A 24,822-nucleotide genomic window follows, 5' to 3' on the forward strand; every position below is an offset into this window, starting at 1 on the left:
CTCACAGTAGGACGGTGGGGGCGAGGACACAACGAGTCCGAGCCTGCAGTGTCGGTCGATCTTCACGTCGCGATCGATCTCGCCAACTTGGCACGCCCGGTCCACCGGTGACCGACGCCGATCGGATTGTAACTACTAGTATGTACAGAGTGACCGACACCAAAGCCACGCGGGACAGATTGATCGACACAACACGGGCACTGCTGTGGGAGCGTGGCTATGCCGCGACGAGTCCGCGGGCAGTCCTTGCCGGTGCGGGCGTCGGCCAAGGCAGCATGTACCACCACTTCACCGGCAAGGAGCAGCTGGCGTTGGCGGCCTTCGAGCGCAACGCCGACGCTGTTCTGACCAAAGCCGAGGCTGTCCTGCACGGCCCGGGCGGCCCGCGCGAACGAATTGTGGCCTACCTCGAACTGCAGCGCGACGTACTCAAAGGCTGTCCAGTAGGCCGGATGGCCGGCGACGCCGACGTTCTCGCCACCGCGTCACTCTGCGAAATGTTGGATACGGCGTTCCAGCGGGTCCGCGCGCTGATGGTCGAGGTCATCGACGAAGCACAGACCTCGGGCGACATCGCACCCGGCACGCCTGCGGCAGATCTCGCAGAGACCGTGCTCGCAGTCGTCCAGGGCGGCTACGTCCTCGCGCGTGCGGCGGGCAGTGCGGATCCTTTCGAACGTGCTGTGCGCGGCGCAGTCGCGCTACTCCCCCGGCCGGTAGCAACTCCCCGAAAGTCGAAGAAGGGAAAGCGATCATGAAGTCCATGGCAGGGTCGATGAGCCATTTTGCAGACGATCCACGCTTCACGGGTGATGTGTTCGGCGCCCACATCGCACCCGATGGCGATCCGCAGCTTCATGCCTATGTCGTCTCGTTTCAACCGTACGGTCGGACCGCGTGGCACTCGCACGAACGTGGCCAATTGCTCATTTGCACTGCAGGGCAGGGCTTTGTCGGAACACGGGACGGCCGACGGATAGAACTGCGTCCCGGCGTGGCGGTATGGACCGACGCAGGCGAGGAACACTGGCACGGAGCGGGCCCGACCGACGCCATGACGCACGTCGCCGTGCAGACCGAAACCCCGGACGGTGCCTCCGTGCACTGGCACGAGCAGGTTTCCGAACGGGACTGGAAGCCGGAAGTCGGATGAGCACAACGACTTTCGCGCCGCCGGGGCAGCTGATCATGCAGTACGCGATTGCTTTGCCCGCCGACTACGACATGGCCGTCATCCGTGAGCGGGTCCGCACTCGGGGTCATGCACTCGACCACCGGGCTGGGCTCGGGTTCAAGGCGTACTGCGTGCGAGAACGTGGCGTCGACGGTGCCTTGGTGAACCAGTACGCGCCGTTCTACCTGTGGGACGACGCACCGGCAGCGGGAGACTTTCTGTGGAACCGGGCCGGATTCCAGGCCATCGTCGACGACTTCGGTCGGCCATCGGTCAGAACCTGGGTCCCGGTCGGTCGCAGGCTCGGCCAAGCCCCTGCGGCCGCCGTACGCTTCGGCAGGATCCGGACGACTCCGCTCGGCGCCGACGCGGACCTGACGAAGGTAGCCGCGGACTTACGTTCACACGTCGAGACTGCCGCCGAGAAGTCCGAGCACACGCACCTGTCGGTTGCCGGAATCGATCCGACGTCCTGGTGCACGGTCGAGTTCGTTGCGGGTGCCGAAATGGACGACACCGATCCGGACTGGCTGACCTACTCGGTCCTCCATCTCAGCGAACCGACATCGACTTCAGTGCCACCGACCTGACATTGAGCAGAGAATGGCCTCCCATCGCGCGGAGGAGTTTGTGTTGTCCCAGCTCGAGGAGCTGGATCGCGACGTGCAACTCATCGAGGACTCGGTCGCTCACTGGCGTATCCAGTTCATAGCAGCGCGCCTCAGCGGCGCCGGTGCAGTACGACAGGTGCCCCGTCGCGCGGAAACGGCATGGACGAGTAGGACCACGGCATCTCGTAGTCGGCCGGAATCGTCCACTCGTAGTTGCGCAGCATTGCGTCGAGAATCGTCTTTACCTCCAGCATGCCGAAATGCATGCCGATGCACTTGTGCGCGCCCGCACCGAACGGCACCCAGGCGTAGCGGTGCGATTTGTCTTCGCGCCGTTCGTCACTGAATCTGTCCGGGTCGAATTGTTCTGGCTCGGTCCAGTATTCGGGCAGCAGGTGATTGACCCAGTTGTCCACGGCGACAGTGACCCCCGCCGGGATGTACTGACCGAGTATCTCCGTGTCCTTCACCGTTTTGCGAACGAGTCCTGGCACCGGTGCAACCAGGCGCAGGCATTCCTTGATGACCATCTCGAGCGTCTTCAACTGTTCGAGGGCGGCGATGTCGAGCGGGCCGGCCGGGCGCGCAAGCACTTCCGCACGCACGCGGTCCTGCCATTCCGGGTGCTTGCCCAGGTAGTAGGCAACGGTTGTCGCGGTGATCGTCGATGTGTCGTGTGCGGCCATGATGAGGAAGATCATGTGATCGACGACGTCTTCGTCGCTGAACCGTTCGCCGTCTTCGGTTTCGGCATGGCAGAGCGCGGAAAAGAAGTCTCCCTCGACGGACTCACGTTTGCTCGGCAGCATGCGGTAGAAGTACTCCTCCAGCACCTTGCGTCCCTTGATCCCCGCCCTCCAGTGGCCACCGGGGATCGGAAAACGAATCACCGACAGCGGTGCCCTTGTGCACGCGACGAACGCGTCGTTGAGTCGATCCCGTTCGGGTCCGACGTCGGCCGCCATGAAGATTTCCCCCGCGATCTCGAGGGTCAGGCTCTTGATCGTCGGATAGAGCTGCAGTTCCTTATCCGCCGGCCAGCGCGCGATGGCGGTATCCGCCAGCGTGGTCAGCTCGGCGAAATACCAGTCGAGCCGGTCGCGGGTGAACGCGTGCTGCATAAGCCTGCGATGGAACATGTGCTCGTCGAATTGCAACAGCAAAAGCCCACGCGGAAAGAATCGTTCGATGTAGTAATCCCAGCCCTGACCGAAGGCCTTGTCCTTGTTGCTGACGACCACCTGCGTCGCCTCCGGTCCGGTCACGAAGACCGTGGTGTTGCCGAGCGGTTTGCACCACGAGACGGGTCCGAAGCGTCGGTAGAGGTCGAGCTGCAATGCCGGACCCCAACGCAGAAACGCCAGGCCGTTGCCGACGAACGGGAGCGCCATGTCGCCGACGACGGGACGCAATCCACTACCTGGTGGCGGCTCGGCGAGCACCTTGCTGCGTTCGGGGGCGAGCCGAAGCAGTCGGTCGAGCAGCGTCGAGGAGGGAATCTCGAAGAACCGCCGGTTCTCGCGGGCGAGCCTGCGCGCGGAGTCGGGTGTTGGTTGTGCAGTGACCATCTGCGGCCTCCAGCGCCGAACGGTGCCACTGCCGTTGCGTGCGAACTAGGCTCGCAATACACGTGGACGGGCACCGTTGCCCGTTAAAGTACGTGACGTACATTACGCCAGGGAGTTATCTGTGACAAGAGATCTCGATACCCGGCGCCCTCGCGGTCGACCTCCCGGTCCCGGCGTCGACGCGGCGGTCCGGCGCGAGGAACTTCTCGATGCCGCGGAGCAGGTGATAGCCAGGACGGGACCCTCGGTCTCGTTCTCCGACATCGCTGTCGAAGCCGGCTTCGCACGAACGGCCGTCTACGCGATGTACCCCGATCAGCGCGCGCTCGTCCATGCCTTGGCTGTTCGCCACACCGAGCGAATCACCATGCAGGCCAACACTATTCTCGACCAGCACCGTCCCGTACGGGAGTTGCTCGCCGAACTGATCGACCTCTTCTGCAGTTTCGTCGAAGCGAACCCGAAGTTGCATCCGCTGCTAATGCAGGATTGGTACTCCGACGACGCGACCGGCAGCCAGCGACCGATGTTCAACCGATCGGCCGACTGGGCTACGACCGTCCTCGAGACGATCATGCGGTCCACCGACGTCGTCCTGCCTGCCGGCGCTGCACGCGCCTGGGCGTGCGCGACCGTAGGCGCAATGCTGATGGCTGCCGAGGACTGGAGTACCACAGGCACGATCAGCCGCGCCCAACTCGTCGAACAGCTCACCGCATTCATCTGGCCTGCAATCGCGTCGGTCGGTGGCGAACAGGTGAGCGGTCCGATCGTGCCGGAAAGCCGGGCGTGACGCCTACCTCCGAGGTAATGGCCACCCTTCCCCTCGTGTTCTAACGTCACCTTTTATGACCACCACTCTCGAGGCGCAAGAACCGGTCGGAGTGCTCTTGCGACACTGGCGCGAACGCAGGCGGATGAGCCAAATGGACCTCGCACTTCGCACAGAAGTCTCGGCTCGCCACCTCAGCTTCGTCGAGACAGGGCGGTCCAAGCCGACCCGGACGATGTTGCTGAAGCTGAGCGAACAGCTGGAAATCCCGTTGCGCGAACAGAACTCGCTACTTCTGGCCGGTGGGTTCGCCCCGGCCTATGCGGAGCATCAGCTGAGCGATCTACCGATGGCAGTGGTGTCGGACGCGATCCGGAAAATTCTCGACGGCCATCTCCCCTATCCAGCCATCGTCGTCGACAGACACTGGAACATGGTCGACGGCAACGAGGCCGTGCCGCTGTTCACGACGGGTTGCGCGGAACACCTGCTCGAACCACCGATCAATGTGCTCCGCCTCAGCCTGCATCCCGATGGCATGGCGCCGCGGATCGCGAATATCGGCCAGTGGCGCGCTCACATCCTCGACCGACTGGCCCACCAGATCGCAGCAACCGGTGATTCCCAGCTCACTTCGCTGCACCGGGAACTAAGCGCGTACCCGGGCGACGACATGGACCGCGCCTACGACACGAGAGCACTCGTCGTCCCCGTTCGGTTTCGCGGCTCGCCCGATGGAAACTCGCCCGACCTGGCCTTCTTCAGTACGACGACCGTGTTCGGGACGCCACTGGACGTGACGCTCGCCGAGTTGGCGATCGAGGCCTTCTACCCCGCCGACGAGTTCACCACGGCAGCGTTTCGACGCTGAGATCCCTTCCTCTTTCGCGCCCGGAATTGGACGTTGGCAGGACGGCCACGACGAAGCCGACTACGGTTTGTTGCGGGGCGTCCAGTTTCGGCCGCCAGTTTTGTGCGCGAGCGAATCTTCGAGGAGCGAGGGAATGGGCATCAAGTCTGCTAAGCCACGCCATCATGTAGTTGTCATCGGGTCGGGCTTCGGCGGTTTGACCGCAGCAAGGGCGCTGAAGAAGTCCGACGTCGATGTAACCCTGATCGCGAAGACGACGCACCACTTGTTCCAGCCACTGCTGTACCAGGTCGCAACGGGAATTCTGTCGGAGGGCGAGATCGCTCCCTACACCCGCGTGATCCTGCGTAAGCAGAAGAACGTAGAGGTCCTGCTCGGCGACGTCACCGACATCGACCTGACGAACAACACCGTCACGTCCAAGCTGATCGACATGAATACGGTGACACCGTTCGACAGCCTCGTCGTCGCGGCAGGCGCACAGCAGTCGTACTTCGGCAACGACCACTTCGCCACCTTTGCACCGGGTATGAAGACGATCGACGACGCTCTCGAGCTGCGCGGTCGTATTCTCGGTGCCTTCGAGGCCGCAGAGGTGACGACATCGCAGGCCGAACGCGACCGTCGCCTGACCTTCGTCGTCGTCGGAGCAGGCCCGACCGGAGTCGAACTCGCCGGCCAGATCGCCGAACTTGCCGACCGCACGCTCGACGGCGCGTTTCGAAACATCGATCCGAGCGATTGCCGCGTGATTCTGCTCGACGCAGCGGCGGCTGTGTTGCCGCCGATGGGCGAAAAGCTCGGGCTGAAGGCACAGCGGCGCCTGGAAAGCATGGGCGTCGAAATTCAGCTCAACGCCATGGTCACGGACGTCGACTACATGGGCCTCACCGTCAAGGACAAAGACGGCAACGAGCGTCGGATCGAATCGGCGTGCAAGGTGTGGTCGGCAGGCGTGCAGGCCAGCCCACTCGGCAAGCTCTTGGCCGAACAGTCCGACGGCACGACGACCGACCGCGCAGGCCGTGTCGTCGTCGAACCCGACCTCACACTCAAGGGCCATCCGAACGTATTCGTCGTCGGCGATCTGATGTCGGTGCAGGGCGTACCCGGTATGGCACAGGGCGCGATCCAGGGTGCGAAGTACGCGACCAAGCTGATCAAGGCAGGCCTCGAAGGCAAGGACGATCCAGCTGCCCGTAAGCCGTTCAAGTACTTCGACAAGGGCAGCATGGCAACGGTGTCGCGGTTCAACGCGGTTGCCCAGGTCGGCAAGTTCGAGATGGCCGGCTTCATCGCCTGGCTCTCCTGGCTCGCTCTGCACCTGTTCTACCTGGTCGGCTACAAGAACCGCTTCACAACGATCGTCGCGTGGTTCATCACGTTCCTTGGTCGCAACCGCGGTCAGATGGCCATCACCGGGCAGATGGTCTACGCCCGAACCGCCATGGAGAAACTCAACCAGAAGCAGGCTGCGGAACTAGCCGCACAGGGCCAGACCGCGGACCCGGAGAAGGCCGACTACGACAAAGCTCAAGCCGAGAAGGCCGCGCTGAACAAAGCCGAGCCGGAAAAGGCCGAAAGCAAAGCAGCAGGCTGATCAGTCGTGCGGCACCTGCTCGGTGTGAGTATGAGCCGAGTGAGTATGCGCCGCACGAGCCGTACCGACAGGCGTGGCATGGGTGGCGCCGAGGTCGTGCAGCAATCGATGCACGATCTCGTCGTCCAACCGGTACGTCATCTTCTTGCCGTCCCGCTCGACCGCGACCCACCCTTGGTTTCGCAGCAACCGCAGCGCTTGTGACACCGCTGTCGCGGTCATCGACAGCGCAGCCGCGAGATCCGACACGCAGATCCCAGGCGAGCGATGCATGCCGAGCAGTATGCGTAGCCGGGTCGGGTCGCCGAGCAGTTCGAATCGACGTACCCACAGGCCGAGATCGTCGGCGGCGGCGATCGCCGCACGGGCCTGCGCCACGTGTTCCGGATCGAACAGGGTCGAATCCTCGGGGGTGTGCTCGCTCACCGTTCCACGGTAGCGAGATCCGCGGGCAATCGGGCACCCAGCCACGTCAAGAGTGAGCCGCCCGCCGCGAGAGGCAGTCGAGCGGCCGATAATCCGAACAGTTCGGCGGGCCGCGAATCGGGATAGCGCAATTCACCGACAGCTGCTTGCGGAGCGTCGATGACGTCGGTGCTCGCGGTTGTCGCACCGAGTTCGACGCAGTGCCGCAGCAGTGGACCGTTGTCGAGATCTGCGTCGAGCGCACCCTGCCAGCGACCGTTGGTTTCGCCCGTTCGGCCCAACTGGACCCGTTCGCGTACGCGAATTGTGGCCGACGCTGCCAGTCGTACAACGGTTTTCGCCCGATGATCGGCGCCGCCGGCAATGATCATCGGTTCCTGGTCGACATCGAGAAACGCGTCGTCGGCGACGACGAGGGTCAACCGCGCGCTCGATGTGAGTTGCGACGAGCCGGGGAGAGCAATCGCCGCCGCAACCGAGCGAACCCGCAGGCGGGCACCCGCGCACACGCGGACCGTGACGTCGATGCGATCCCCGCCGAGAGGCGTCGCTGCCGCACCGATCAGGTGCACTGTTTCGGGATCGGTGATCCTCGCCGTGATCGCACCGAAGCCCGAGATCTGCGGCAGCCGGCCGCGCTCGGCGACGATGAGAAGTTCGCTATACAACGGCCGCCAATTGTTCGCGCACCCAGGTCAACACCTTCGTAGCGGCAGGATCCTCGGTGAGGGAGATGAGAGCGGTCGGCCTGCCTTCGCGAACCCGCACGGCGTCACGTTCCATCACCCCGAGGTCGGCGCCGACCATGGGAGCGAGGTCGGTCTTGTTGACCACCAACAGATCCGAGAACGTCACGCCGGGTCCACCCTTACGCGGCACCTTGTCGCCGCCTGCGACGTCGACGACGAAGATCTGGACGTCGATCAGGCCCGACGAGAACGTCGCGGTCAGGTTGTCACCGCCGGATTCGACGAGGATCAGATCGAGCGGCGGATTCGATTCGATCAGATCGTCGATGGCGTCGAGGTTTGCGGTGATGTCGTCGCGAATCGCGGTGTGGGGACAGCCACCGGTCTGCACGGCCGTGATGCGTTCGTCCGGCAGTACCGCGTTGCGACGCAGGAAGTCCGCGTCCTCGGTGGTGTAGATGTCGTTGGTCAGGACGGCGAGAGACAGCTCGTCCCGAAGCTGGCGGCACAGTGCTGCGACGAGGGCCGTCTTGCCGGATCCGACCGGACCGCCGATACCGATACGCAGCGGCTCCCCCGGCTGCCGAACTCGCTTGGGTCGGTCGTGGACGTGACTGTGCGGTTCACCGTCGATCAGATGCGGTGGCATGTGCTGCTCCCTCGTGACTGTCGTTCGTTGTGGTCGTCAGGACGCGAACAGTGGTCGTTCGCGTTCGGTGTGCCGCTGGGCGAGAACGTCGAGCAGCGGATCGGACAGACTCGCCAGCGTCGCCGTTGCGGCGTGCGCTGTCGCGTCGCAGAGATCGGCGAGCCGAATGGTCAGCGTCGCGACGTCGCTCGGATCCAGTGCCAGCAGGCGCTGCGCTGCGGTCGCTGTGCCCGTCATCGTTGTATAGACGACGACGGTCGCAGTCTCGGTCGCCGAAGCTCCGGTGAGCGCAGCGACCCGGCCGAGAACGACCGGTTGATGCGGCCGCACGCCGAGCGCCGACCAATCATGTTCCGGCCATGAATGTTTGGCGAGGCGGACCATCCCCCGGCCCTGCGCGCGCGATGCGAGCCGTGCTGCAGGCGACGGGGTTCGCGCATCCGTCTCGGCGTCGGCGACAAGCACGTCGAGGCCAGCACACACCGCGGCAGCGATCGAAGCCGCGACCAGGCCGCCCGTCCTGATGCGGCGTCGCAGAAACGCGTCGAGGGTGACGGTGTCGCGAACGAGACCCGACGTGATCGCCTCTTCGACACCACCGGAGTGGACGTGCCCACCGGTCGGCAACCGCGAATCGGCCAATGCAAACAGCGTTGAAAGTCCCATGCGGCTCAGAACAGGAAATAACGTTGCGCCATAGGCAATTCGGTCGCAGGCTGCTCCTGCCAGACCGCACCGTCGATGCGGACGGTAAACGTATCGGGGTCGACTTCGATACGCGGCATCGCATCGTTGTTCGGCATGTCGGCCTTGCTGCGTTTGCGGACGTTGCCGACGGCGACGAGTTTGCGCTCGCAGGCAAGGCGGTCGGCGAGACCGTCTTCGATCGCCTGTTCGGACACGAAATGCACGGAGGTGGCGGCAGCAACCTTCGGAGCGGCTCCGAACATGGGACGCGGAAGCACCGGCTGCGGGGTCGGTATGGAGGCGTTCGCATCACCCATCGCGGCCCATGCGATCGCACCACCCTTGATGACGACGTGCGGGCGAACGCCGAAGAAGGCGGGCTCCCAGAGCACCAGATCGGCGAGCTTGCCGACCTCGACCGACCCGACCTCGTGCTCGATCCCGTGAGCGACCGCCGGACAGATCGTGTACTTCGCGATGTAGCGCTGCACCCGTGTGTTGTCGGCGTTGGTGTCCCCCGCCAGCGACCCTCTGCGCTTTTTCATCACGTGTGCGGTCTGCCAGGTCCGCATGACCACCTCGCCGATGCGGCCCATCGCCTGCGCGTCACTGCCGATCATCGAGATCGCACCGAGGTCGTGCAGCAGGTCCTCTGCGGCGATGGTGGACGGACGAATTCGACTCTCCGCGAACGCAAGATCTTCGGGGATCGACGGGCTCAGGTGATGGCAGACCATCAACATGTCGAGATGCTCGTCGAGTGTGTTGACCGTGTGGGGTCGGGTCGGATTCGTCGAGCTCGGAAGAATATTCGCGTACGAGGCGACTGTGATGATGTCGGGAGCGTGGCCACCGCCCGCACCCTCTGTGTGATAGGCGTGGATGCCCCGCCCCGCGATGGCAGCGAGTGTGTCCTCGACGAAACCGGCCTCGTTCAACGTGTCCGAGTGCAGTGCGGCCTGAACACCTGCTGCCTCGGCAACGGTCAGGCACGCATCGATCGCGGCGGGCGTCGAGCCCCAATCCTCGTGCAGTTTGAAACCCGAAGCGCCCGCACGTAGTTGCTCCCACATCGAGTCGGCACTGACGGTGTTGCCCTTGCCGAGCAGCAGGATGTTCATCGGCCAGCCGTCGGTCGCTTCGAACATCCTCGCGAGGTGCCAGGCCCCAGGCGTCACCGTGGTCGCTTTGCTGCCCTCGGCAGGTCCGGTGCCGCCGCCCATCAGAGTGGTGATGCCTGCGCCGAGCGCCTCGTCCATGATCTGCGGACAGATGAAGTGCACGTGGCAATCGATGGCGCCCGCGGTCAGGATGCGGCCGTTGCCTGCGATGATCTCCGTCGACGGACCGACAACGAGGTCCGGGTGGACTCCGCTCATCGTGTCGGGGTTGCCCGCTTTGCCGAGCGCAACGATCCGCCCGTCGCGAATACCGACATCCGCCTTGATGATTCCCCAATGGTCCACGACGACGACACCGGTGATGACGGTGTCGGGTGCCCCGTCTGCGCGCGTCGCACGAGACTGACCCATCGATTCGCGAAGCACCTTGCCGCCGCCGAACACCGCCTCTTCGCCGGCGAGCCCGGGCCCCCCGGAACGGTCTTCGGTGATCTCGATCAGAAGGTCGGTGTCTGCCAACCTGATTCGGTCACCGGTCGTCGGTCCGAACAGTTGCGCGTAGCGAGTTCTCGGCAGGCTTGTCATGGCTTCACGTCTCCGACCGTCGAGTCGAGCTTTCCTGGTGGCGTCAACGACAGACCGTGGACCTCACGCGTTCCACCGAGGGGTACGAGCGAAACCGACTGCCCGAGACCGGGTTCGAAGCGAACCGCGGTGCCTGCAGGAATGTCCAGTCTGCGACCGTGCGCGGCGGCGCGATCGAAGTTCAGCGCGGCATTCGCCTGCGGGAAATGCACGTGACTGCCGATCTGCACTGGGCGGTCGCCGGTGTTCACCACCTCGATCGTCACCCGGTCGGCACCCTCGTTGATCTCGATAACGCCTTCGGCACAAAAGTATTCGCCTGGAATCATGTCGTCGGCCCTCAGCTGATCGGATGATGGACGGTGACCAGTTTGGTGCCATCGGGAAAGGTCGCTTCGACTTGGACGTCGTGCAGCATCTCCGGCACGCCTTCCATCACGTCGGCGCGCGTCAGCACCTCGCGACCGGAGGTCATCAGCTCGGCTACCGAGCGGCCGTCACGCGCACCTTCGAGCACGTGGTCGGTGATGATTGCCACCGCCTCAGGATGATTCAGCGCCACACCACGCGCGCGGCGGCGGCGGGCCAGCTCCGCGGCATAGCTCAGCAGCAGTCGTTCCTGCTCGTGCGGCGACAGTCGCATGCCCTCTCCTCCAGCGTGGTGGGGGCAATTCTGACACGGACCAGAAGCTACGGCAGTACAAGTACGCGCAAGGGCGGGTCGGTGCGCTACTGCCCCAGCTTCTTCTCACCGTTGATGTTCTGCAGGCGGACCTGGCCTCGTGCGCAGAGTCGGTCGTCGTCGTCCTTGATGGTCACGACCCAGATCTGCTGTGTCTTGCCGCGGTGGATCGGAGTCGCTTCGGCATAGAGGGTCCCCGACCGAACGGCTCGCAGGAAGTCGGTGTTGTTGTTCACGCCGACGACGCTGCCGCGGTCGCCGAACCACAGTCCGGCCGCCACGCTGGCCACCGATTCGATGACTGCGCAGTAGACGCCACCGTGGACAAGTCCGGCGGGCTGATGCATCGCGGGACCGACGGTCCATTGCGCGCGCACGGAATCGCTTTCCAGCGCGGTGTAGCGAAGTCCGATGACCCCGTCGAATCCACCGCCGACCCACTGCGTCAGTTTCTCCGGTGTTATGCCACTCAGGCCTTGCTGCGCACTGTCGGTCAAGAGGTCCTCCAGAATCGTGTGACTACCCCAATCAGATGTACACGACAACGTTCCCGACGAAGCGACGGGCTCCTCGCCTTTCGGCGCGAAGCCCGTCGCGGGAAGGACCGGGGGTCTCAGCAGCCCTCTGGACACCGGCGCGGTCCGATTGCGTCCCGCTGATGACTATAGGCAAGCCTTGCCTAACTACGCAACCCTTTGCCTGCGAACCGGTCGACCGATCGTGGTGAACGCGTCGAGCAGACCCTGACCGCGTCGAAGCGCGTCGCTTTCACTCGCCTCGGCGAGAATCGGTACGTAGGTCGCGGCACCGATGATCGTTTCGCCGACAATGCTCCAGTAGCGGAGGTAGCCGAGTTCGGTGCAGTCGGAAAGCTTTTCGTAGACGGCGTCGAGCGACGTGACACACCGATGCGCGGTCCACACGCCGAGCGACTGCTCGCACGGCAGCACAACCACGTCCTTTTCGGCAGCGCATGGATCGCCCGGCAGCGCACGCACAGTCGTGTCGACCACGCCGGCCCAATCCATTCCCCCGTCGTTGTCGGAGTGAATCCACAGGTTCTCGATGCCGGGGTCCCACGCGCGACCCTCGAGGACGATCGACGCGGCAACCCGGCCGACGACCGCGTGAATGAACGACGTTGCAACGACCTCTGCTGCCGAATCGGCGCTGCTCATTTCTCCGCGGGCGCGAGCATACATCTGCTCGACGCGTCCGGACTCGACCCCGTCCCGCAAGCTCCACCAGCGCCGTTTACCCTCGTCGGCGACGGCGGCTACCGCGTACACACGTGGGTAATCGGGATAGAGGCGGCGCAACCGGTGACACGAGTCCGCCAAAGCGGTGCAGGTCCGATCGGTGCGCGTCCGGTCGACCGGAGATGCGGTCGCGGCGGTGGGCATGGAAAGCCTCCTCGAAGTCAAGGACGTAGCCGTTTTAAGATAGGTTAGGCTTACCAGGCACAGGGGCAAACGTGAAGCATTGCCCTCAGCCCGATTTGCAGGAGAAACCCGCCGACGTGACCGATCGTGGCCCCGTACCTCGGCGTCTTCGCGCCACAGCGGCGGCAATCGACGCAGTTGTGATCTGCGCCCCCATCGTGATCGGCGTTCTGATCGTCCAAGCCCTCCGCGTCGACAGCGGCGGGACCGCGGACCGTGCCGTATTCGGCTCGATCACGCTACTGAGTGCAGGCGCACTCTTCGTGTGGAACAGGGGTTTCCGCGACGGCGACGCCGGCCAAAGCCTCGGAAAAGCTCTGACCGGGTTGGTAATTCGTGACTCCGCAACCAGCGATCCGATCGGACACCGCAGGGCGCTTTCGACAGCGTTGTCGACAGACAACCGGGCAGGCGTCGAAGTCGTCGCGGAACGACACGCGATCGACGACGGTTTCGCCCCGCTCCCCCGCGACGATTCGATCGGCGCGACCCGCAAACGCAGGCTCGGCGGCCTCGCTGTGCTCGCCGGTCTGCTGTGTGTGGTCGGTCTGGTCAGCATCGCGATCGGCGCGCAGCCACTGACGATCGGTGAAGTGTGGCACGCCGTCTTCGCTCCGACGGGCACTGCGGCCGACGAGATAGTAAGTGCGTTGCGGGTGCCGAGGACGATGCTCGGGCTCCTCGTCGGTATCGCGCTCGGTGTTGCCGGCGCGTTGATACAGGGCCACACCAGAAATCCACTCGCCGACGCCGGACTGCTCGGACTCAACGGCGGCGCCGCATTCGCCGTCGTCGTCGCCATCCATCTGTTCTCGCTCAACGCACCGAGCGAGTACATCTGGTTTGCATTCGTCGGTTCTTTCTGTGCGAGTGTGATCGTCTTCGGCGCGGCCTCGATCGGCAAAGGCAGCGCCACACCGCTGACCCTCGCCCTCGCCGGAGCAGCGGTCGCATTCTTCCTGCAAGCCATGACGAACGCAGTCGTACTGCTCCACGGTAACGCGCTGGAGGCCTACCGCTTCTGGGTCGTCGGCGAGATCGCCGGTCGCGACACGTCCGTCTTCTGGCAGATCCTGCCTTTCGTCATCGTCGGACTTGTGATCGCCTTCGCCGGAACGCCCGGTCTCAACGTCCTCAGTCTCGGCGACGACGTTGCGCGGTCGCTCGGAACGAACGTCGCCCTCAACCGAACGATGGGCATCGTGGCCATCACACTGCTGTGCGGTGCCGCGACGGCCGCCTGCGGGCCGATAGCGTTTCTCGGTCTTGTCGTTCCGCACGTCGCGCGAACCATCACCGGACCCGACTACCGCTGGCTCGTCCCGTACGCCGGACTGCTCGGTGGACTACTTGTCGTCCTCGCCGACGTGGTCGGCCGCGTGGTTGTACGCCCCGGCGAACTGCAGGTCGGTATCGTGCTCGCACTGGTCGGCGGACCCTTCTTCGTCGCACTCGTGCGCCGCCGCAAGTTGGTGAGCGTATGACCGAGGTCGCCAAGACCACCAAGCCCGTCACCCGACGAGCTGTACGAGTCGGACCCGTATCGGTCGTCGTTCGCCCGTGGATGGTCTTCGTCAACATCGTTCTGCTCGCGCTGCTGCTGCTGCTCTTCTGTGTGGACATCGGACGCGGCGAGCTCTCGTTGAGTGTCGGCCAGGTCATCGACGCACTCGGCGGCGGCGGAACCAGATCGCAACGATTCATCGTCAACGACGTTCGACTCCCCCGCGCACTCGTCGGGCTTCTCGTCGGCATCGCGCTCGGAATCTCGGGCGCGATAACGCAATCCGTTCTGCGCAATCCGCTGGCCAGCCCGGACATCCTCGGGATCACTGCCGGCGCAAGCGTCGGAGCGGTCGGCTTGATCGTCGGGTTCGGCGCAGGCGTAGGCATCGGCGTACCCACAGCGGCGCTGGTCGGCGGATTCGTCACCGCGGGCGCGATCTACCTGCTCGCCTGGCAGGGCGCCGTCGAAGGCTATCGACTCGTCCTGATCGGCATCGGCACCAACGCGATGATGCTTGCCATGGTCGGGTGGCTGTTCGTCAAAGCGAACACCTACGACGTCGCCACCATTCAGCTCTGGCTGACCGGATCGCTCGATCAAGCGGGGTGGAGCAACGTACGGACGACCGCGATCGGCGTCGTCGTCTTCGGCGTCGTCGCCCTGATCTCTGCACCCGCCATGGCGACGCTGCGGTTCGGCGACGACAAGGCCCGCTCCCTCGGTGTGCGCCTGCAGGCCAGGCAAGGCGTCGTCCTGCTCTCCGCTGTCGCACTCGCTGGACTGGCAACCGCCGCCAGCGGACCGATCGGGTTCGTCGCACTCGCCGCACCGCAGATTGCACGTCGACTATTACGCACTCCAGGCGAGCCGATCGTCGGTTCGGCCCTGGTCGGCGGTGTTCTTGTCCTCGCAAGCGACATCATCGCCCGTACGCTGCTCCCCATAAGTCTTCCCGTCGGCATCGTCACCGCAGCGCTCGGCGGCCCGTTCTTGCTCTACCTGCTCGTACGCAACAACCGGAAGGCGTCGATATGACCCGCACTCGATTGGCGGCTGTCGACGTCACCCTCTGCTACGGCGACCGCACGGTCGTCGAAGGCCTCGACCTCGAGGTGATGACCGGCGTCATAACAACCGTCATCGGCCCGAACGGTTGCGGTAAATCCACCCTGCTGCGCTCCCTCGGACGATTGCTCCGACCGAGCGCAGGCAAGGTGCTGCTCGACGGCAAAGCCATCTCGTCGATGAAATCCCGCGACGTCGCACGAATCCTCGGCGTCCTGCCACAGACCCCGATCGCTCCCGAAGGCCTCACGGTCGCCGATCTCGTTGCGCGCGGCCGACATCCACATCAGTCCTGGATCCGACAGTGGTCCGGAGACGACGAGCGCGAGGTCACCGAGGCACTCGAGCTGACCGGTATCGCAGATCTGGCCAAGCGACCGATCGACGAACTGTCCGGCGGACAACGCCAGCGGGCCTGGATTTCGATGGCACTCGCGCAGGGCACGGACATTCTCTTGCTCGACGAGCCGACGACCTATCTCGACCTCGCCCATTCGATCGACGTCCTCGACCTCGTCGACCACCTGCACGAGGAGCTCGGCCGTACCGTCGTGATGGTGCTGCACGACCTCAACCTCGCGATCCGCTACAGCGACCAACTCATCGTGATGGCGGAAGGACGCATCGTCGCTTCGGGTCCGCCGAAGGACGTCGTCTCCGCAGAATTGCTGAAGCGCGTTTTCGGGCTCGACGCAACCGTCATCGAAGACCCCGTCTCCGATCGACCGCTGATCGTTCCGATCGGCACGAGGCATGTGTACGGCGCGGTCGGCGGACCCAAATCCACCGTGTAGCTGAACCTCGGCTAGCGATCGATGATCGTCCGTACCAGCTTCATACCCTGCCCGAGCGATACCTCCGGCAGATATGCGCGACCGATCGCGTTGCCGATGCTCGGCAGCGCGGCCGGGTCGGCGAAGACCATGTACATCGGCACGTAGTCCGGCTGGAACTTCGATTTGAACGCGAGCAACGAGCGGAATCCGTACACGGGTTCCAGTGCGGCGCCGAGCACTTCGAGCAAACGATCGAGTGCGCCCGTCAACGCATCGGGAGCGGGCAACGCATCCTGCGAGGCGGCATCGCCGACCTTGGCGAGCGGTGCGCCGGAGAGGCTGACGAACTCTGCGCCTTCGTCTTTGAGCAGCAGCGCGGCGGATGCGATGAGAAATTCCATCGTCGGACGGAAGCCGTCGGAGCGGCGTCGCATGAAGTCGAGCGTCCAGCCGACCACGACACCGTCGCGGTAGACGGGAAGCCACGACGTCACACCGTGCACATGACGGTCGGCGTCGACAGCGATGAGGCAGCGCACCTCGACATCGTCGACCTCGTCGAGACCGCCGAGTGTGAAGCCCATTTCGGGCATTCCCTTGTCGGCCACCCACTCTTCGGAGATCGCCACGATCTGGTCGCGAATCTCGATCGGCGCAGTGTGGAAGGTCGTCCACTCGGCTTCGACGCCCGACTTCTTCGCCCGGTTGATCGACGTACGGACGTCCTGGAAGCGCTTGCCGGTGAATGCCAGTTTCGTCAGGTCGAGCACCGTCTCCTCGGCGACCTGGATTGCGCCCCAACCGAGGTCGTCCGCGATCTCCTTCAGTTCGACACTCACCGAGTAGTAGCAGAGCGACCACCCGCTCGACGACGCGAACTCGGCGAAGGCGACGACATTGTCACGCAAGCGGTCTCGCGGCCCCACCGGATCGCCCGTTGTGATCGCGACCCCACCGACGACGCGGTAGGCCACGAAACTGGCGCCGTCGGCGGCGAACCAGTACCTGTTGCCTCGCCACGTCGTCATCCACGACAGAGCGGTACCACCGCTGCGCCGCAACAACTCTCGGGCGCGTCCGGTCGCGTCCGTCTCGGCGCCGTAGGCGGGGACGAGGAACGTTCCGAGTACGAGCACCGAGGCGACCAGCCAGAAGGCAACGCCGGTCCACTCGTAGAGGAACGTCGCAACAGCACCGTCCGGAAGGAACCGCGGATCGAGCCACTGCAGGTAGACGGGCGGAATCAACCGTTCGGGGAAATCCGCGAGCAGACCGCTCAGCGTCGGTGTGTGATCGAACGCGTTGCGTGCGGCGAGTCCGCCGAGCACGTAGATCGCGGCGAGACCGGCCGTGAGCGCGGCCATGACGGCAGCCAGCCGGGTATACGTACCGCGTGGTGCACGAACGTCGAAGAAGCGGCGCGTTGCGACGAGAACGACGAGGACCGCCAACGGGGTCAGGAACGGCACAATGGTCCGGTAGGCGGTCGCTGATTCGAAATCGTAGAAGACCCAATCGGATTCGTCGGCACCGACGAACCTGTTGACGTAGTTCAGCAGCGACATCGCAAGCAACAGAACCTGACCGGCGACGGCGGCAAACCAGGCGAAGCGCCTCCCCCGACGCAGTCCGTCACTGACGACAAGCAGGAACAACGACGGCATCAGCGACAGAATTGTTGGTCCGACACCGCCGAGTCGCAGCTCGAGTTCCCCGCGCCTGCAGTCGAGCGACCCGGGTGTGGCGTCGCAGATGTCGCGGACTTCTTCGGTGGTGTACGCAATGCCTCTGAACAATTCTCGCAGCACGGCAAAAGGTCCGATTGCGTTGGGCGACAGCGCAGCCAACGCAGGTCCGAGTGCACTCGCGGCGACGATGATCGCAACGAGCACCCGGCCTTCACGGCGAGTTCCTGTCGTCACCTTCCCGCGCGAGGACCTACCGACGATCCATGGACCGAGCACAAGCCCGACGAAGGCAGCCGCCAGCCTGATCACGTCCTGCAGGTGACCGCCGAACAGGAAGAGGGTCAGCAGCAGAGCGATCAGACCTACACGAATACGCCTGCGCCACAGGGTGTCCATCCGCGAACTCGCGACCATCGCGACACCGACGATCCAGGTGGTCGGCCCGAGAGCCGTACCGACGTGCAGGCGGAAGCCCCAGCTCTCGTCGAACAACTTGGCCGCCACCGCCAGCCCGAGTCCGAGCAGTGCGCCGAGAATCTGTGTCGACACCGCGGCGATCGCGAACCGTGTGGACCCGATCTTTCGTTCGATGGGTGCGGCGACGAAGAAGATCAGAACGGTCGCCCCGAGATAGCCGAAAAGTGTTGGTGCCCAGAGACCCGCGCTGAGCGGTGTCCAGATCCGCCAGTGCTCGAATGGAACGATGCCGACAGCGAAATGACGAACGACGTACTCCGACTGCCGCCACACGCTGCCGGTGACGAGTGCAAGCACCCACAGCAGCACGAGTGCACCCATGCTGACGGGGGCACCACGCGCGCCGAAACGCATCGTCTTGACGATCGGCTGCCAGTATCGGTTCGCCGATTCCAGTGCCGCGCGCGACATATCGCGCAGGGTGCGTCTGGGAACGGCAGCTTCGGCCGGTTCGGTCGGTGTTGTCGCGCTCATGATGCGGTCAGCCCCAATCGGTGTGCCAGCCAACCCAGCTGAGTCCGAAGTCCCGGCTGCCACACCGCCCAACTGTGCCCGCCGGGCAGTTCGACGTACAGGACGTCCATCCCGGCTGCTTTTGCCTTGTCGTACATCGCCTGCTGTCCTGATCTGAAATCTTTGTCGTCGCTGCCGACCACGAAAACCCCCGCGGAGTTCGGGTACGTGCGCGATGCCATCAGATTTGCCGGGTTGACCTTGTCGTATGCCGATTCGTCGCCACCGAAGGCTGCATCGACGGTGCGCTGTCGATCGCCGAGTGTCGGCTCAGTCTGACCCGACATGTCGATAAATGTCGGATAAACGTCTGGGTAGTTTGTCGCCATTTGCAACGCGCAGGTTCCGCCGTAGGAAAGACCGGCGATTGCCCATGCCTTCGGGTCCGGATTCACCTGCAGGTTCGCCTTCGTCCACGCCGGTACGTCGACCCCGAGGTAGGACCCCGCGTTGCCGAGTTTCGAGTCCATACACAGTGGATTGGCGAGTTCGCTGCCGAGTCCGTCGGCGATCACGACGATCGGTGCGAGTCCACCGTGCTCTTTCGCGAAGTCGTCCATCGTCACGGCGAGCTTGCCTGCGGAAAACCAGTCCCTCGGGTCACCTGGTTGGCCTGTGAGCAGCACCAGCACGGGCAACAGTGGCCGCGGATCGACAAAGTACGCCGGCGGGAGATAGAGCTGAGCATCGCGGGCGGCAAACCCCGACTTCGCACCCGGGATGGCCGCGGAGGTGACCCTGCCTGCGCTCGGTAGATTCTGCGGCGCCTTCCAGACCGAGTCGAGCGGCGTCCCGTCGACGGTCCGCCCGGTCGGGCCTGGCAAATTTGCGAAGTCGATGCGATTCGAGTCGGGAAGACCGAGCGCGTCGGCAATCGTCGGGTACTGCCCGTACACCCGATTGATCTGGACGCCTGCCGTGACGACGAGAGCCACCGCTGCGAGGACAGTCACGATGCGGCCGATCCAGCGGGTCGATCGCCGCATACGCGGCACGAGGAGAACGAGGCCGGCTACGCCGATCCCGATCCAGGCGTAGACCTCCGTCGCGATCGGATCCGGGAACGGATGCCACACCTTTTCGACGACGATGTAGAGGACGACCGTCAACACGAGAGCCGCCGTCGTTCCGATGGGCACTGCGCGCCTCGAGTGCGTTCGTCCGCCGAAGAGCAACCAGCAGGCGCCGAGCGCGCCGAGCGCGGTGAGTACCAACGGCAAGGCTCCCGTAACCAACGACAACTGCTCGAGCCGTTCCAACCCTGCCCCCTCGTAAAAGGTTCTTCGGGCCACCCGCTGGAGCCCGTGATCGACGCCGTGACGCAAGTATGAGGAATACCACATCCAGCGCTTTCTACGTACGACGGTGTGTAGTACGCATTTGTGTCGGAGTCGCCGTACACTTTTGGGATGGCTGGACTCGGTGAGCTCGAACGGGCTGTTATGGATCATCTGTGGTCGACGAGCGAACCGCAGACGGTACGTCAGGTACACGAGGCGCTCGCTGCAAAACGTGAACTCGCGTACACAACGGTGATGACGGTGCTACAGCGTCTCGCGAAGAAGGATCTCGTGACCCAGGAGCGCGACGACCGCGCGCACCGGTACGCACCCGTATCGGGGCGTGACGAATTGGTGGCGAGCCTGATGGTCGACGCACTGCAACAGGCGGAATCGAGTGGCCGAGCGGCAGCGCTCGTACATTTCGTCGGTCAGGTCGGCGCTGACGAGGCCGCTGCGTTGCGCGAGGCTCTTGCCGAACTCGAAAAGTCCGAAGCAGCGAAGGCCCCGCCGAACATCGACAAGAGCAGCAGTCATGCGCCGTGAACCTGCTGATTCCTCGAATCCGGGAGACTTCGTAGGGAACACTGTCACCCGATGAACATCGCCGCGCCGGTTTTCGGCCTCCTTGCACTGTTGCTGGCAGGTCCCGCACCGGCGTTGCTTGCTCGCGCAACATGGCCTTACCGGGCACCGCGGGCAGCGCTCGTGCTCTGGCAGGCGATCGGTCTCGGCGCAGTACTTTCGGCATTCGGGTCCGGCTTGGCAATTGCTAGCGAACTCCTCGTGCCCGGCGCGAACGGCCGTCCGACCACGTCACCGACCAAAGAGATCGACGCGCTCGGCCTCCCACTCTGGACGATCTACGTCGTCGTATTCGCCCTCACCCTGCTCGTCGGCGCTCGTCTCATCTACGCGGTTCTGCGGGTCGGGGTGCTCACCCGGCGCCGACGTGCCAGGCATCGCATGCTCGTAGACCTACTCGACCGCAGCGCGAACGACTCGACCCGCGTGCACTCCGCCGACATCCGCGTCCTCGAAGCCACCGAACCCATCGCCTACTGCCTGCCGGGCCTCCGCCGACGAGTTGTGTTGAGCGAAGGCACTTTCGCGAGCCTCGACGAGTCCGAGCTCAAGGCGGTGCTCACCCACGAACGGTCGCATCTGCGGGCGCGTCACGATCTGGTTCTCGAAGCCTTCACGGCAGTGCACGAGGCTTTTCCCCGGTTCGTGCGCAGCGGGTCGGCGCTCGGATCGGTGACGTTGCTCGTCGAGCTTCTCGCCGACGACTCCGCCGTGAAGGTCACCGGTCCGACTCCCCTCGCGCGCGCGTTGGTCGCCTGCGCCGGGTCGGCGGCCCCCGACGGTGCGCTTGCAGCAGGCGGACCCCACACGCTCATACGGGTGCAACGCCTCAGCGGACCAGCCGGTGACGTGCGAATTGCGTTGGCGGCCTACACCGCTTCGGCAGCCATTCTGGTGATCCCGACCATTGCCGTAGCCGTGCCGTGGCTGGTCGAGTTGAAACGCCTGTTCAACGCCTGACCATTTGCGAGTAGTCCACGTCACGTCCGCGGAATCGTTATCGACGGGTCGAATCGCGTACACTCGATAACGGCCGCCAGAGTGGCCGATTGAATCAAGTGGCGCATCGCCCGATCCTCTGCAAAGCGGAAACCGGTGAGCCGTGCCCTGGCTCGTCCCTTTGTGCGTGCTGCATCGACAGCTACCGCTCCGCGACGTGCCCTATGTCCGGAGAGGTTTTACTGCGTGTACAACGCTGCCCTGAATGCTGAAGTCCAAAAAGCTGAAGTCCAGAATGAGATTGCTTCGAACGACGCTGTCGTGACCGAGGCGCCTGCACTTACGTTCGCCCAGCTCGGCCTTCCCGAGCCTGTCGTCGCCGCACTGGCGCGCAACTCCATCACCGTTCCGTCGCCGATCCAGGCGAAGGCACTTCCCGACGCGATCGCCGGCATCAACGTCCTCGGCCGCGCACAGACCGGCTCGGGCAAGACCCTCGCCTTCGGTCTGCCGATGCTTGCGCGACTCGCTCGCCACACCGACCGCCCGGCCGCCAAGCGACCGCGTGCACTGGTACTCGTCCCGACCCGTGAGCTCGCGTTCCAGGTCGTAGATTCCTTGTCTCCCTACGCATCTGCACTCGGATTGACCGTCCGTGCAGCTGTCGGCGGCACCCCGTTCAACAAGCAGGTCGACCAGTTGCGCCGTGGCGTCGACATCCTCGTCGCGACGCCTGGCCGCCTCGGCGACCACATGCGGCAGAACACCTGCGTGCTCGATTCGATCGAAATCACCGCGCTCGACGAGGCTGACCAGATGGCCGACATGGGCTTCCTGCCCGAGGTTCGCGAGATCCTCGGCCAGACCCGCTCCGACGGTCAGCGCCTGCTGTTCTCGGCGACGCTCGACCGTGAGGTCCAGTCGCTGGTTCGCCAGTTCCTGCCCAACCACGTGACGCATTCGACCGAAGACGGTCGCGCGAGTGTCGACACCATGGACCACTACGTCCTGCTCGTCGATCGTGGCAACAAGGACAAGGTCCTCGCCGAGATCGGCGCCCGCTCGGGCCGCACGATCATGTTCGCCCGCACCAAGCTCGGCTGCGAGGGCATCACGGATCGACTTCGTGCACTTGGCATTCCGGCCGAGGCGCTGCACGGCGGCAAGGCACAGAACCAGCGGACCCGCGTCCTGGAGCGCTTCAAGAACGGCCGCACCCCCGTGCTCGTCGCGACCGACGTCGCGGCCCGCGGCATCCACGTCGACGGCATCGACCTCGTCGTTCACGTCGATCCCCCGGCCGATCACAAGGACTACCTGCACCGCGCAGGCCGCACGGCACGCGCAGGCGAGAAGGGCACCGTCGTCGCGATCGTGCTCCCGAACCAGCGCAACATGATGCGCAAGTTGACGTCCATGGCGGGCGTCAAGGCTCAGCTCGTTCCCGTCGCACCGGGTTCGACGGAATTGGCCTCGATCACCGGAGCACAGCAGCCGAGTGGCGAGCCGATTCCGGAGCCAACCGTCCGCGGTGGCCGTCGCGAAGGTGGCTACGACAGCCGTACCCGCGGACCTCGTCGCGAAAGCACCGGCTACCGGGGCGACCGCACGACCGATCGTGGTCCGCGTCGCGAGTACTCGCCGCGTCGTGAGGCCGCTCCCCACGCACCGGCTGCGCCGCATGCTCCCCATGCACCGCGTCGCGACCCTGCCCGGGTGGATTCGCCTCGCGGCGGTTCGACGTCGGGTGGTTTCCGTGGTCGCGCCGATTCGGGTTCGTACGGCGGTTTCGAGCGTCGTGATCGGCGAACCGTATAGCGTTCGCACGTGATGGTCACATCACCTTCGTTCTCCGACCTGGGCCTGCCACCTCTTCTGGTGCAGGCCCTGCGTCGTGAGGACCTCATCGCACCGTTTCCGATTCAGGCCGCGGCAATTCCGGATGTGTTGGCAGGCAACGACGTTCTCGGTCGCGCGCCCACCGGTTCCGGTAAGACGCTCGCGTTCGGGCTCCCGATGCTCGCTCGCCTCGCGGGCGCGTCGACCAAGCCTGGTCGGCCACGCGGATTGGTGCTCGTGCCGACCCGCGAGCTCGCGCAGCAGATCGAACGTGCACTCGACGACGTCGCGATCGCGCTCGGTCTCCGTGTTGCCAGTGTCGTCGGCGGTGTTCCGCTCAAACGCAACGTCGAACGACTCACCCGCGGTGTGGATCTCCTCGTCGCGACGCCGGGCCGACTCGTCGATCTCGTAGCGCAGGGGTCTGCGTCGCTGGAGGACGTGGCGATCACCACCATCGACGAGGCCGACCGGCTGGCCGACCTCGGGTTTCTGCCGCAGGTGATCGACCTGCTCGACCGCACGCCGAGCGACGGTCAGCGCCTGCTGTTTTCGGCGACGCTCGACAACGATGTCGACACCCTCGTCGAGCGTTATCTGCGGTCGCCGGTCAGCCACTCGGTCGCGCTCGCGGTCGAGGTTCCGACGATGACTCACCACCTGCTCTACGTCGACCATCACGACAAGCCTGCGGTGGTAGCCGAGATCGCCTCGCGCCCAGGCAAAACGATCATGTTCGTGCGGACCAAGTTCGGTGTCGACCGAGTGGTCGACGGACTGCGAGCGGTCGGCGTCGAAGCGGGTGCCATGCATGGCGGCAAAACTCAGCACCATCGCACCAGGACGCTGGCCGGTTTCGCCGACGGTACAACGCCCGTTCTGGTGACGACCGATGTCGCTGCGCGCGGTATTCACGTCGACGGAATCTCGTTGGTGGTCCACGTCGATCCGCCGCTCGATCCGAAGGACTACCTGCACCGCGCGGGTCGCACAGCGCGTGCTGGGGAAGCCGGCGTCGTCGTCACGCTCGTCACCGAGGACCAACGCCAAGAAGTCGAGCGGATGACGAACCAGGCAGGCGTGGAAATAGCCGCGATCGACGTCCGTCCCGGTGACCGCGCGATGATCGCCATCACCGGTGCGCGCCGTCCGAGCGGCAAACCGGTGCCGGTTGTGGCTCCCCCGGCGCAGGCCCCGAAGCCGCGGACGCCCAAACACGAGAACAAGTCGGCACGTCGCGCACATTCGCATCGCAGACGCGGGGCACACTGATCGG

At 64.8% G+C, this 24,822-nt stretch carries 25 protein-coding genes; 13 read left to right on the top strand and 12 right to left on the bottom strand.

Going from position 1 to position 24,822, the window contains the following annotated elements:
* Positions 1-149 precede the first annotated feature (149 nt).
* The 3 genes from JGU71_RS03575 to JGU71_RS03585 are packed head-to-tail and all read left to right on the top strand — an operon-like array spanning position 150 to position 1,764.
* Positions 150-758, top strand: coding sequence for a TetR/AcrR family transcriptional regulator (locus tag JGU71_RS03575; protein WP_199702053.1), 609 nt, complete (start codon positions 150-152; stop codon positions 756-758).
* Positions 755-1,153 (top strand): cupin domain-containing protein, encoded by a 399-nt coding sequence (locus tag JGU71_RS03580; RefSeq protein WP_199702055.1) that lies wholly within the window; start codon positions 755-757, stop codon positions 1,151-1,153. The genes JGU71_RS03575 and JGU71_RS03580 overlap by 4 nt, the downstream gene beginning before the upstream one ends.
* Positions 1,150-1,764: a DUF4865 family protein gene (locus JGU71_RS03585; RefSeq protein ID WP_233528598.1), complete on the top strand. Its 615-nt coding sequence runs from the start codon at positions 1,150-1,152 to the stop codon at positions 1,762-1,764. The genes JGU71_RS03580 and JGU71_RS03585 overlap by 4 nt, the downstream gene beginning before the upstream one ends.
* A gap of 131 nt (positions 1,765-1,895) precedes the next feature.
* Here JGU71_RS03585 and JGU71_RS03590 read toward each other — a convergent pair whose 3' ends face one another.
* Positions 1,896-3,353 (bottom strand): cytochrome P450, encoded by a 1,458-nt coding sequence (locus JGU71_RS03590; RefSeq protein WP_199702062.1) that lies wholly within the window; start codon positions 3,351-3,353, stop codon positions 1,896-1,898.
* Between the two features lie 121 nt (positions 3,354-3,474).
* Between JGU71_RS03590 and JGU71_RS03595 the strand changes: the two genes are divergently transcribed.
* The 3 genes from JGU71_RS03595 to JGU71_RS03605 all read left to right on the top strand — a co-directional run bounded on the left by JGU71_RS03595 (position 3,475) and on the right by JGU71_RS03605 (position 6,596).
* A complete protein-coding gene (locus JGU71_RS03595; protein WP_199702064.1) occupies positions 3,475-4,146 on the top strand; it encodes a TetR/AcrR family transcriptional regulator in 672 nt (223 codons plus the stop codon).
* A 55-nt stretch (positions 4,147-4,201) separates the two neighbouring features.
* The gene (locus JGU71_RS03600) at positions 4,202-4,996 is read left to right on the top strand and encodes a helix-turn-helix domain-containing protein (protein WP_199702066.1); all 795 of its coding nucleotides are present in this window, start codon (positions 4,202-4,204) and stop codon (positions 4,994-4,996) included.
* Between the two features lie 133 nt (positions 4,997-5,129).
* Positions 5,130-6,596: an FAD-dependent oxidoreductase gene (locus JGU71_RS03605; protein WP_199702069.1), complete on the top strand. Its 1,467-nt coding sequence runs from the start codon at positions 5,130-5,132 to the stop codon at positions 6,594-6,596.
* Here JGU71_RS03605 and JGU71_RS03610 read toward each other — a convergent pair whose 3' ends face one another.
* From JGU71_RS03610 to JGU71_RS03650, 9 genes are all read right to left on the bottom strand, one after another.
* Entirely contained in the window at positions 6,597-7,022 is a 426-nt protein-coding gene (locus tag JGU71_RS03610; protein ID WP_372433086.1) for an ArsR/SmtB family transcription factor, read from the bottom strand.
* Entirely contained in the window at positions 7,019-7,690 is a 672-nt protein-coding gene (locus tag JGU71_RS03615) for an urease accessory protein UreD (RefSeq protein WP_199702085.1), read from the bottom strand. Before JGU71_RS03615 ends, JGU71_RS03610 begins: the two co-directional genes overlap by 4 nt.
* Complete coding sequence (ureG, locus tag JGU71_RS03620; RefSeq protein WP_199702101.1) at positions 7,683-8,360, bottom strand: urease accessory protein UreG; 678 nt, start codon at positions 8,358-8,360, stop codon at positions 7,683-7,685. Before ureG ends, JGU71_RS03615 begins: the two co-directional genes overlap by 8 nt.
* A 36-nt stretch (positions 8,361-8,396) precedes the next feature.
* Complete coding sequence (locus JGU71_RS03625; RefSeq protein WP_199702103.1) at positions 8,397-9,026, bottom strand: urease accessory protein UreF; 630 nt, start codon at positions 9,024-9,026, stop codon at positions 8,397-8,399.
* 5 nt (positions 9,027-9,031) lie between these two features.
* A complete protein-coding gene (locus JGU71_RS03630; protein ID WP_199702105.1) occupies positions 9,032-10,753 on the bottom strand; it encodes an urease subunit alpha in 1,722 nt (573 codons plus the stop codon).
* Positions 10,750-11,082 (bottom strand): urease subunit beta, encoded by a 333-nt coding sequence (locus JGU71_RS03635; RefSeq protein WP_199702125.1) that lies wholly within the window; start codon positions 11,080-11,082, stop codon positions 10,750-10,752. The genes JGU71_RS03630 and JGU71_RS03635 overlap by 4 nt, the downstream gene beginning before the upstream one ends.
* Before the next feature lie 11 nt (positions 11,083-11,093).
* Positions 11,094-11,396 carry an urease subunit gamma gene (locus JGU71_RS03640; RefSeq protein WP_199702128.1) on the bottom strand — a complete coding sequence of 101 codons (303 nt, stop codon included), beginning with the start codon at positions 11,394-11,396 and terminating at the stop codon, positions 11,094-11,096.
* 86 nt (positions 11,397-11,482) lie between these two features.
* The gene (locus JGU71_RS03645) at positions 11,483-11,932 is read right to left on the bottom strand and encodes a PaaI family thioesterase (protein WP_233528600.1); all 450 of its coding nucleotides are present in this window, start codon (positions 11,930-11,932) and stop codon (positions 11,483-11,485) included.
* A 186-nt stretch (positions 11,933-12,118) separates the two neighbouring features.
* A complete protein-coding gene (locus JGU71_RS03650) occupies positions 12,119-12,838 on the bottom strand; it encodes a hypothetical protein (RefSeq protein ID WP_199702131.1) in 720 nt (239 codons plus the stop codon).
* A 116-nt stretch (positions 12,839-12,954) separates the two neighbouring features.
* Here JGU71_RS03650 and JGU71_RS03655 point away from each other — a divergent pair, with 116 nt between their 5' ends.
* The 3 genes from JGU71_RS03655 to JGU71_RS03665 are packed head-to-tail and all read left to right on the top strand — an operon-like array spanning position 12,955 to position 16,243.
* Positions 12,955-14,361 (top strand): FecCD family ABC transporter permease, encoded by a 1,407-nt coding sequence (locus tag JGU71_RS03655; protein ID WP_307829476.1) that lies wholly within the window; start codon positions 12,955-12,957, stop codon positions 14,359-14,361.
* Positions 14,358-15,419: a FecCD family ABC transporter permease gene (locus JGU71_RS03660; RefSeq protein ID WP_199702137.1), complete on the top strand. Its 1,062-nt coding sequence runs from the start codon at positions 14,358-14,360 to the stop codon at positions 15,417-15,419. The genes JGU71_RS03655 and JGU71_RS03660 overlap by 4 nt, the downstream gene beginning before the upstream one ends.
* On the top strand, positions 15,416-16,243 hold the full coding sequence (locus tag JGU71_RS03665) for an ABC transporter ATP-binding protein (protein ID WP_199702140.1): 828 nt from the start codon (positions 15,416-15,418) through the stop codon (positions 16,241-16,243). Before JGU71_RS03660 ends, JGU71_RS03665 begins: the two co-directional genes overlap by 4 nt.
* Before the next feature lie 11 nt (positions 16,244-16,254).
* On the opposite strand, the gene JGU71_RS03670 is transcribed toward JGU71_RS03665, so the two are convergent.
* Together JGU71_RS03670 and JGU71_RS03675 are read right to left on the bottom strand one after the other, a co-directional pair.
* The gene (locus JGU71_RS03670) at positions 16,255-18,801 is read right to left on the bottom strand and encodes a bifunctional lysylphosphatidylglycerol flippase/synthetase MprF (RefSeq protein ID WP_233528751.1); all 2,547 of its coding nucleotides are present in this window, start codon (positions 18,799-18,801) and stop codon (positions 16,255-16,257) included.
* A gap of 59 nt (positions 18,802-18,860) precedes the next feature.
* The gene (locus tag JGU71_RS03675; protein ID WP_199702161.1) at positions 18,861-20,162 is read right to left on the bottom strand and encodes an alpha/beta hydrolase-fold protein; all 1,302 of its coding nucleotides are present in this window, start codon (positions 20,160-20,162) and stop codon (positions 18,861-18,863) included.
* A gap of 150 nt (positions 20,163-20,312) precedes the next feature.
* Here JGU71_RS03675 and JGU71_RS03680 point away from each other — a divergent pair, with 150 nt between their 5' ends.
* The 4 genes from JGU71_RS03680 (at position 20,313) to JGU71_RS03695 (ending at position 24,818) form a co-directional block, all read left to right on the top strand.
* Positions 20,313-20,729, top strand: coding sequence for a BlaI/MecI/CopY family transcriptional regulator (locus tag JGU71_RS03680; RefSeq protein WP_199702164.1), 417 nt, complete (start codon positions 20,313-20,315; stop codon positions 20,727-20,729).
* A gap of 51 nt (positions 20,730-20,780) precedes the next feature.
* Entirely contained in the window at positions 20,781-21,728 is a 948-nt protein-coding gene (locus JGU71_RS03685) for a M56 family metallopeptidase (protein WP_199702184.1), read from the top strand.
* A gap of 300 nt (positions 21,729-22,028) precedes the next feature.
* The gene (locus JGU71_RS03690) at positions 22,029-23,525 is read left to right on the top strand and encodes a DEAD/DEAH box helicase (RefSeq protein WP_307829477.1); all 1,497 of its coding nucleotides are present in this window, start codon (positions 22,029-22,031) and stop codon (positions 23,523-23,525) included.
* 12 nt (positions 23,526-23,537) lie between these two features.
* A complete protein-coding gene (locus JGU71_RS03695) occupies positions 23,538-24,818 on the top strand; it encodes a DEAD/DEAH box helicase (RefSeq protein WP_199702861.1) in 1,281 nt (426 codons plus the stop codon).
* The last annotated feature ends 4 nt before the right edge of the window (positions 24,819-24,822 follow it).

Origin of the sequence: Antrihabitans stalagmiti, assembly GCF_016482825.1 — a bacterium.
Classification (GTDB): Bacteria; Actinomycetota; Actinomycetes; order Mycobacteriales; family Mycobacteriaceae; genus Antrihabitans; species Antrihabitans stalagmiti.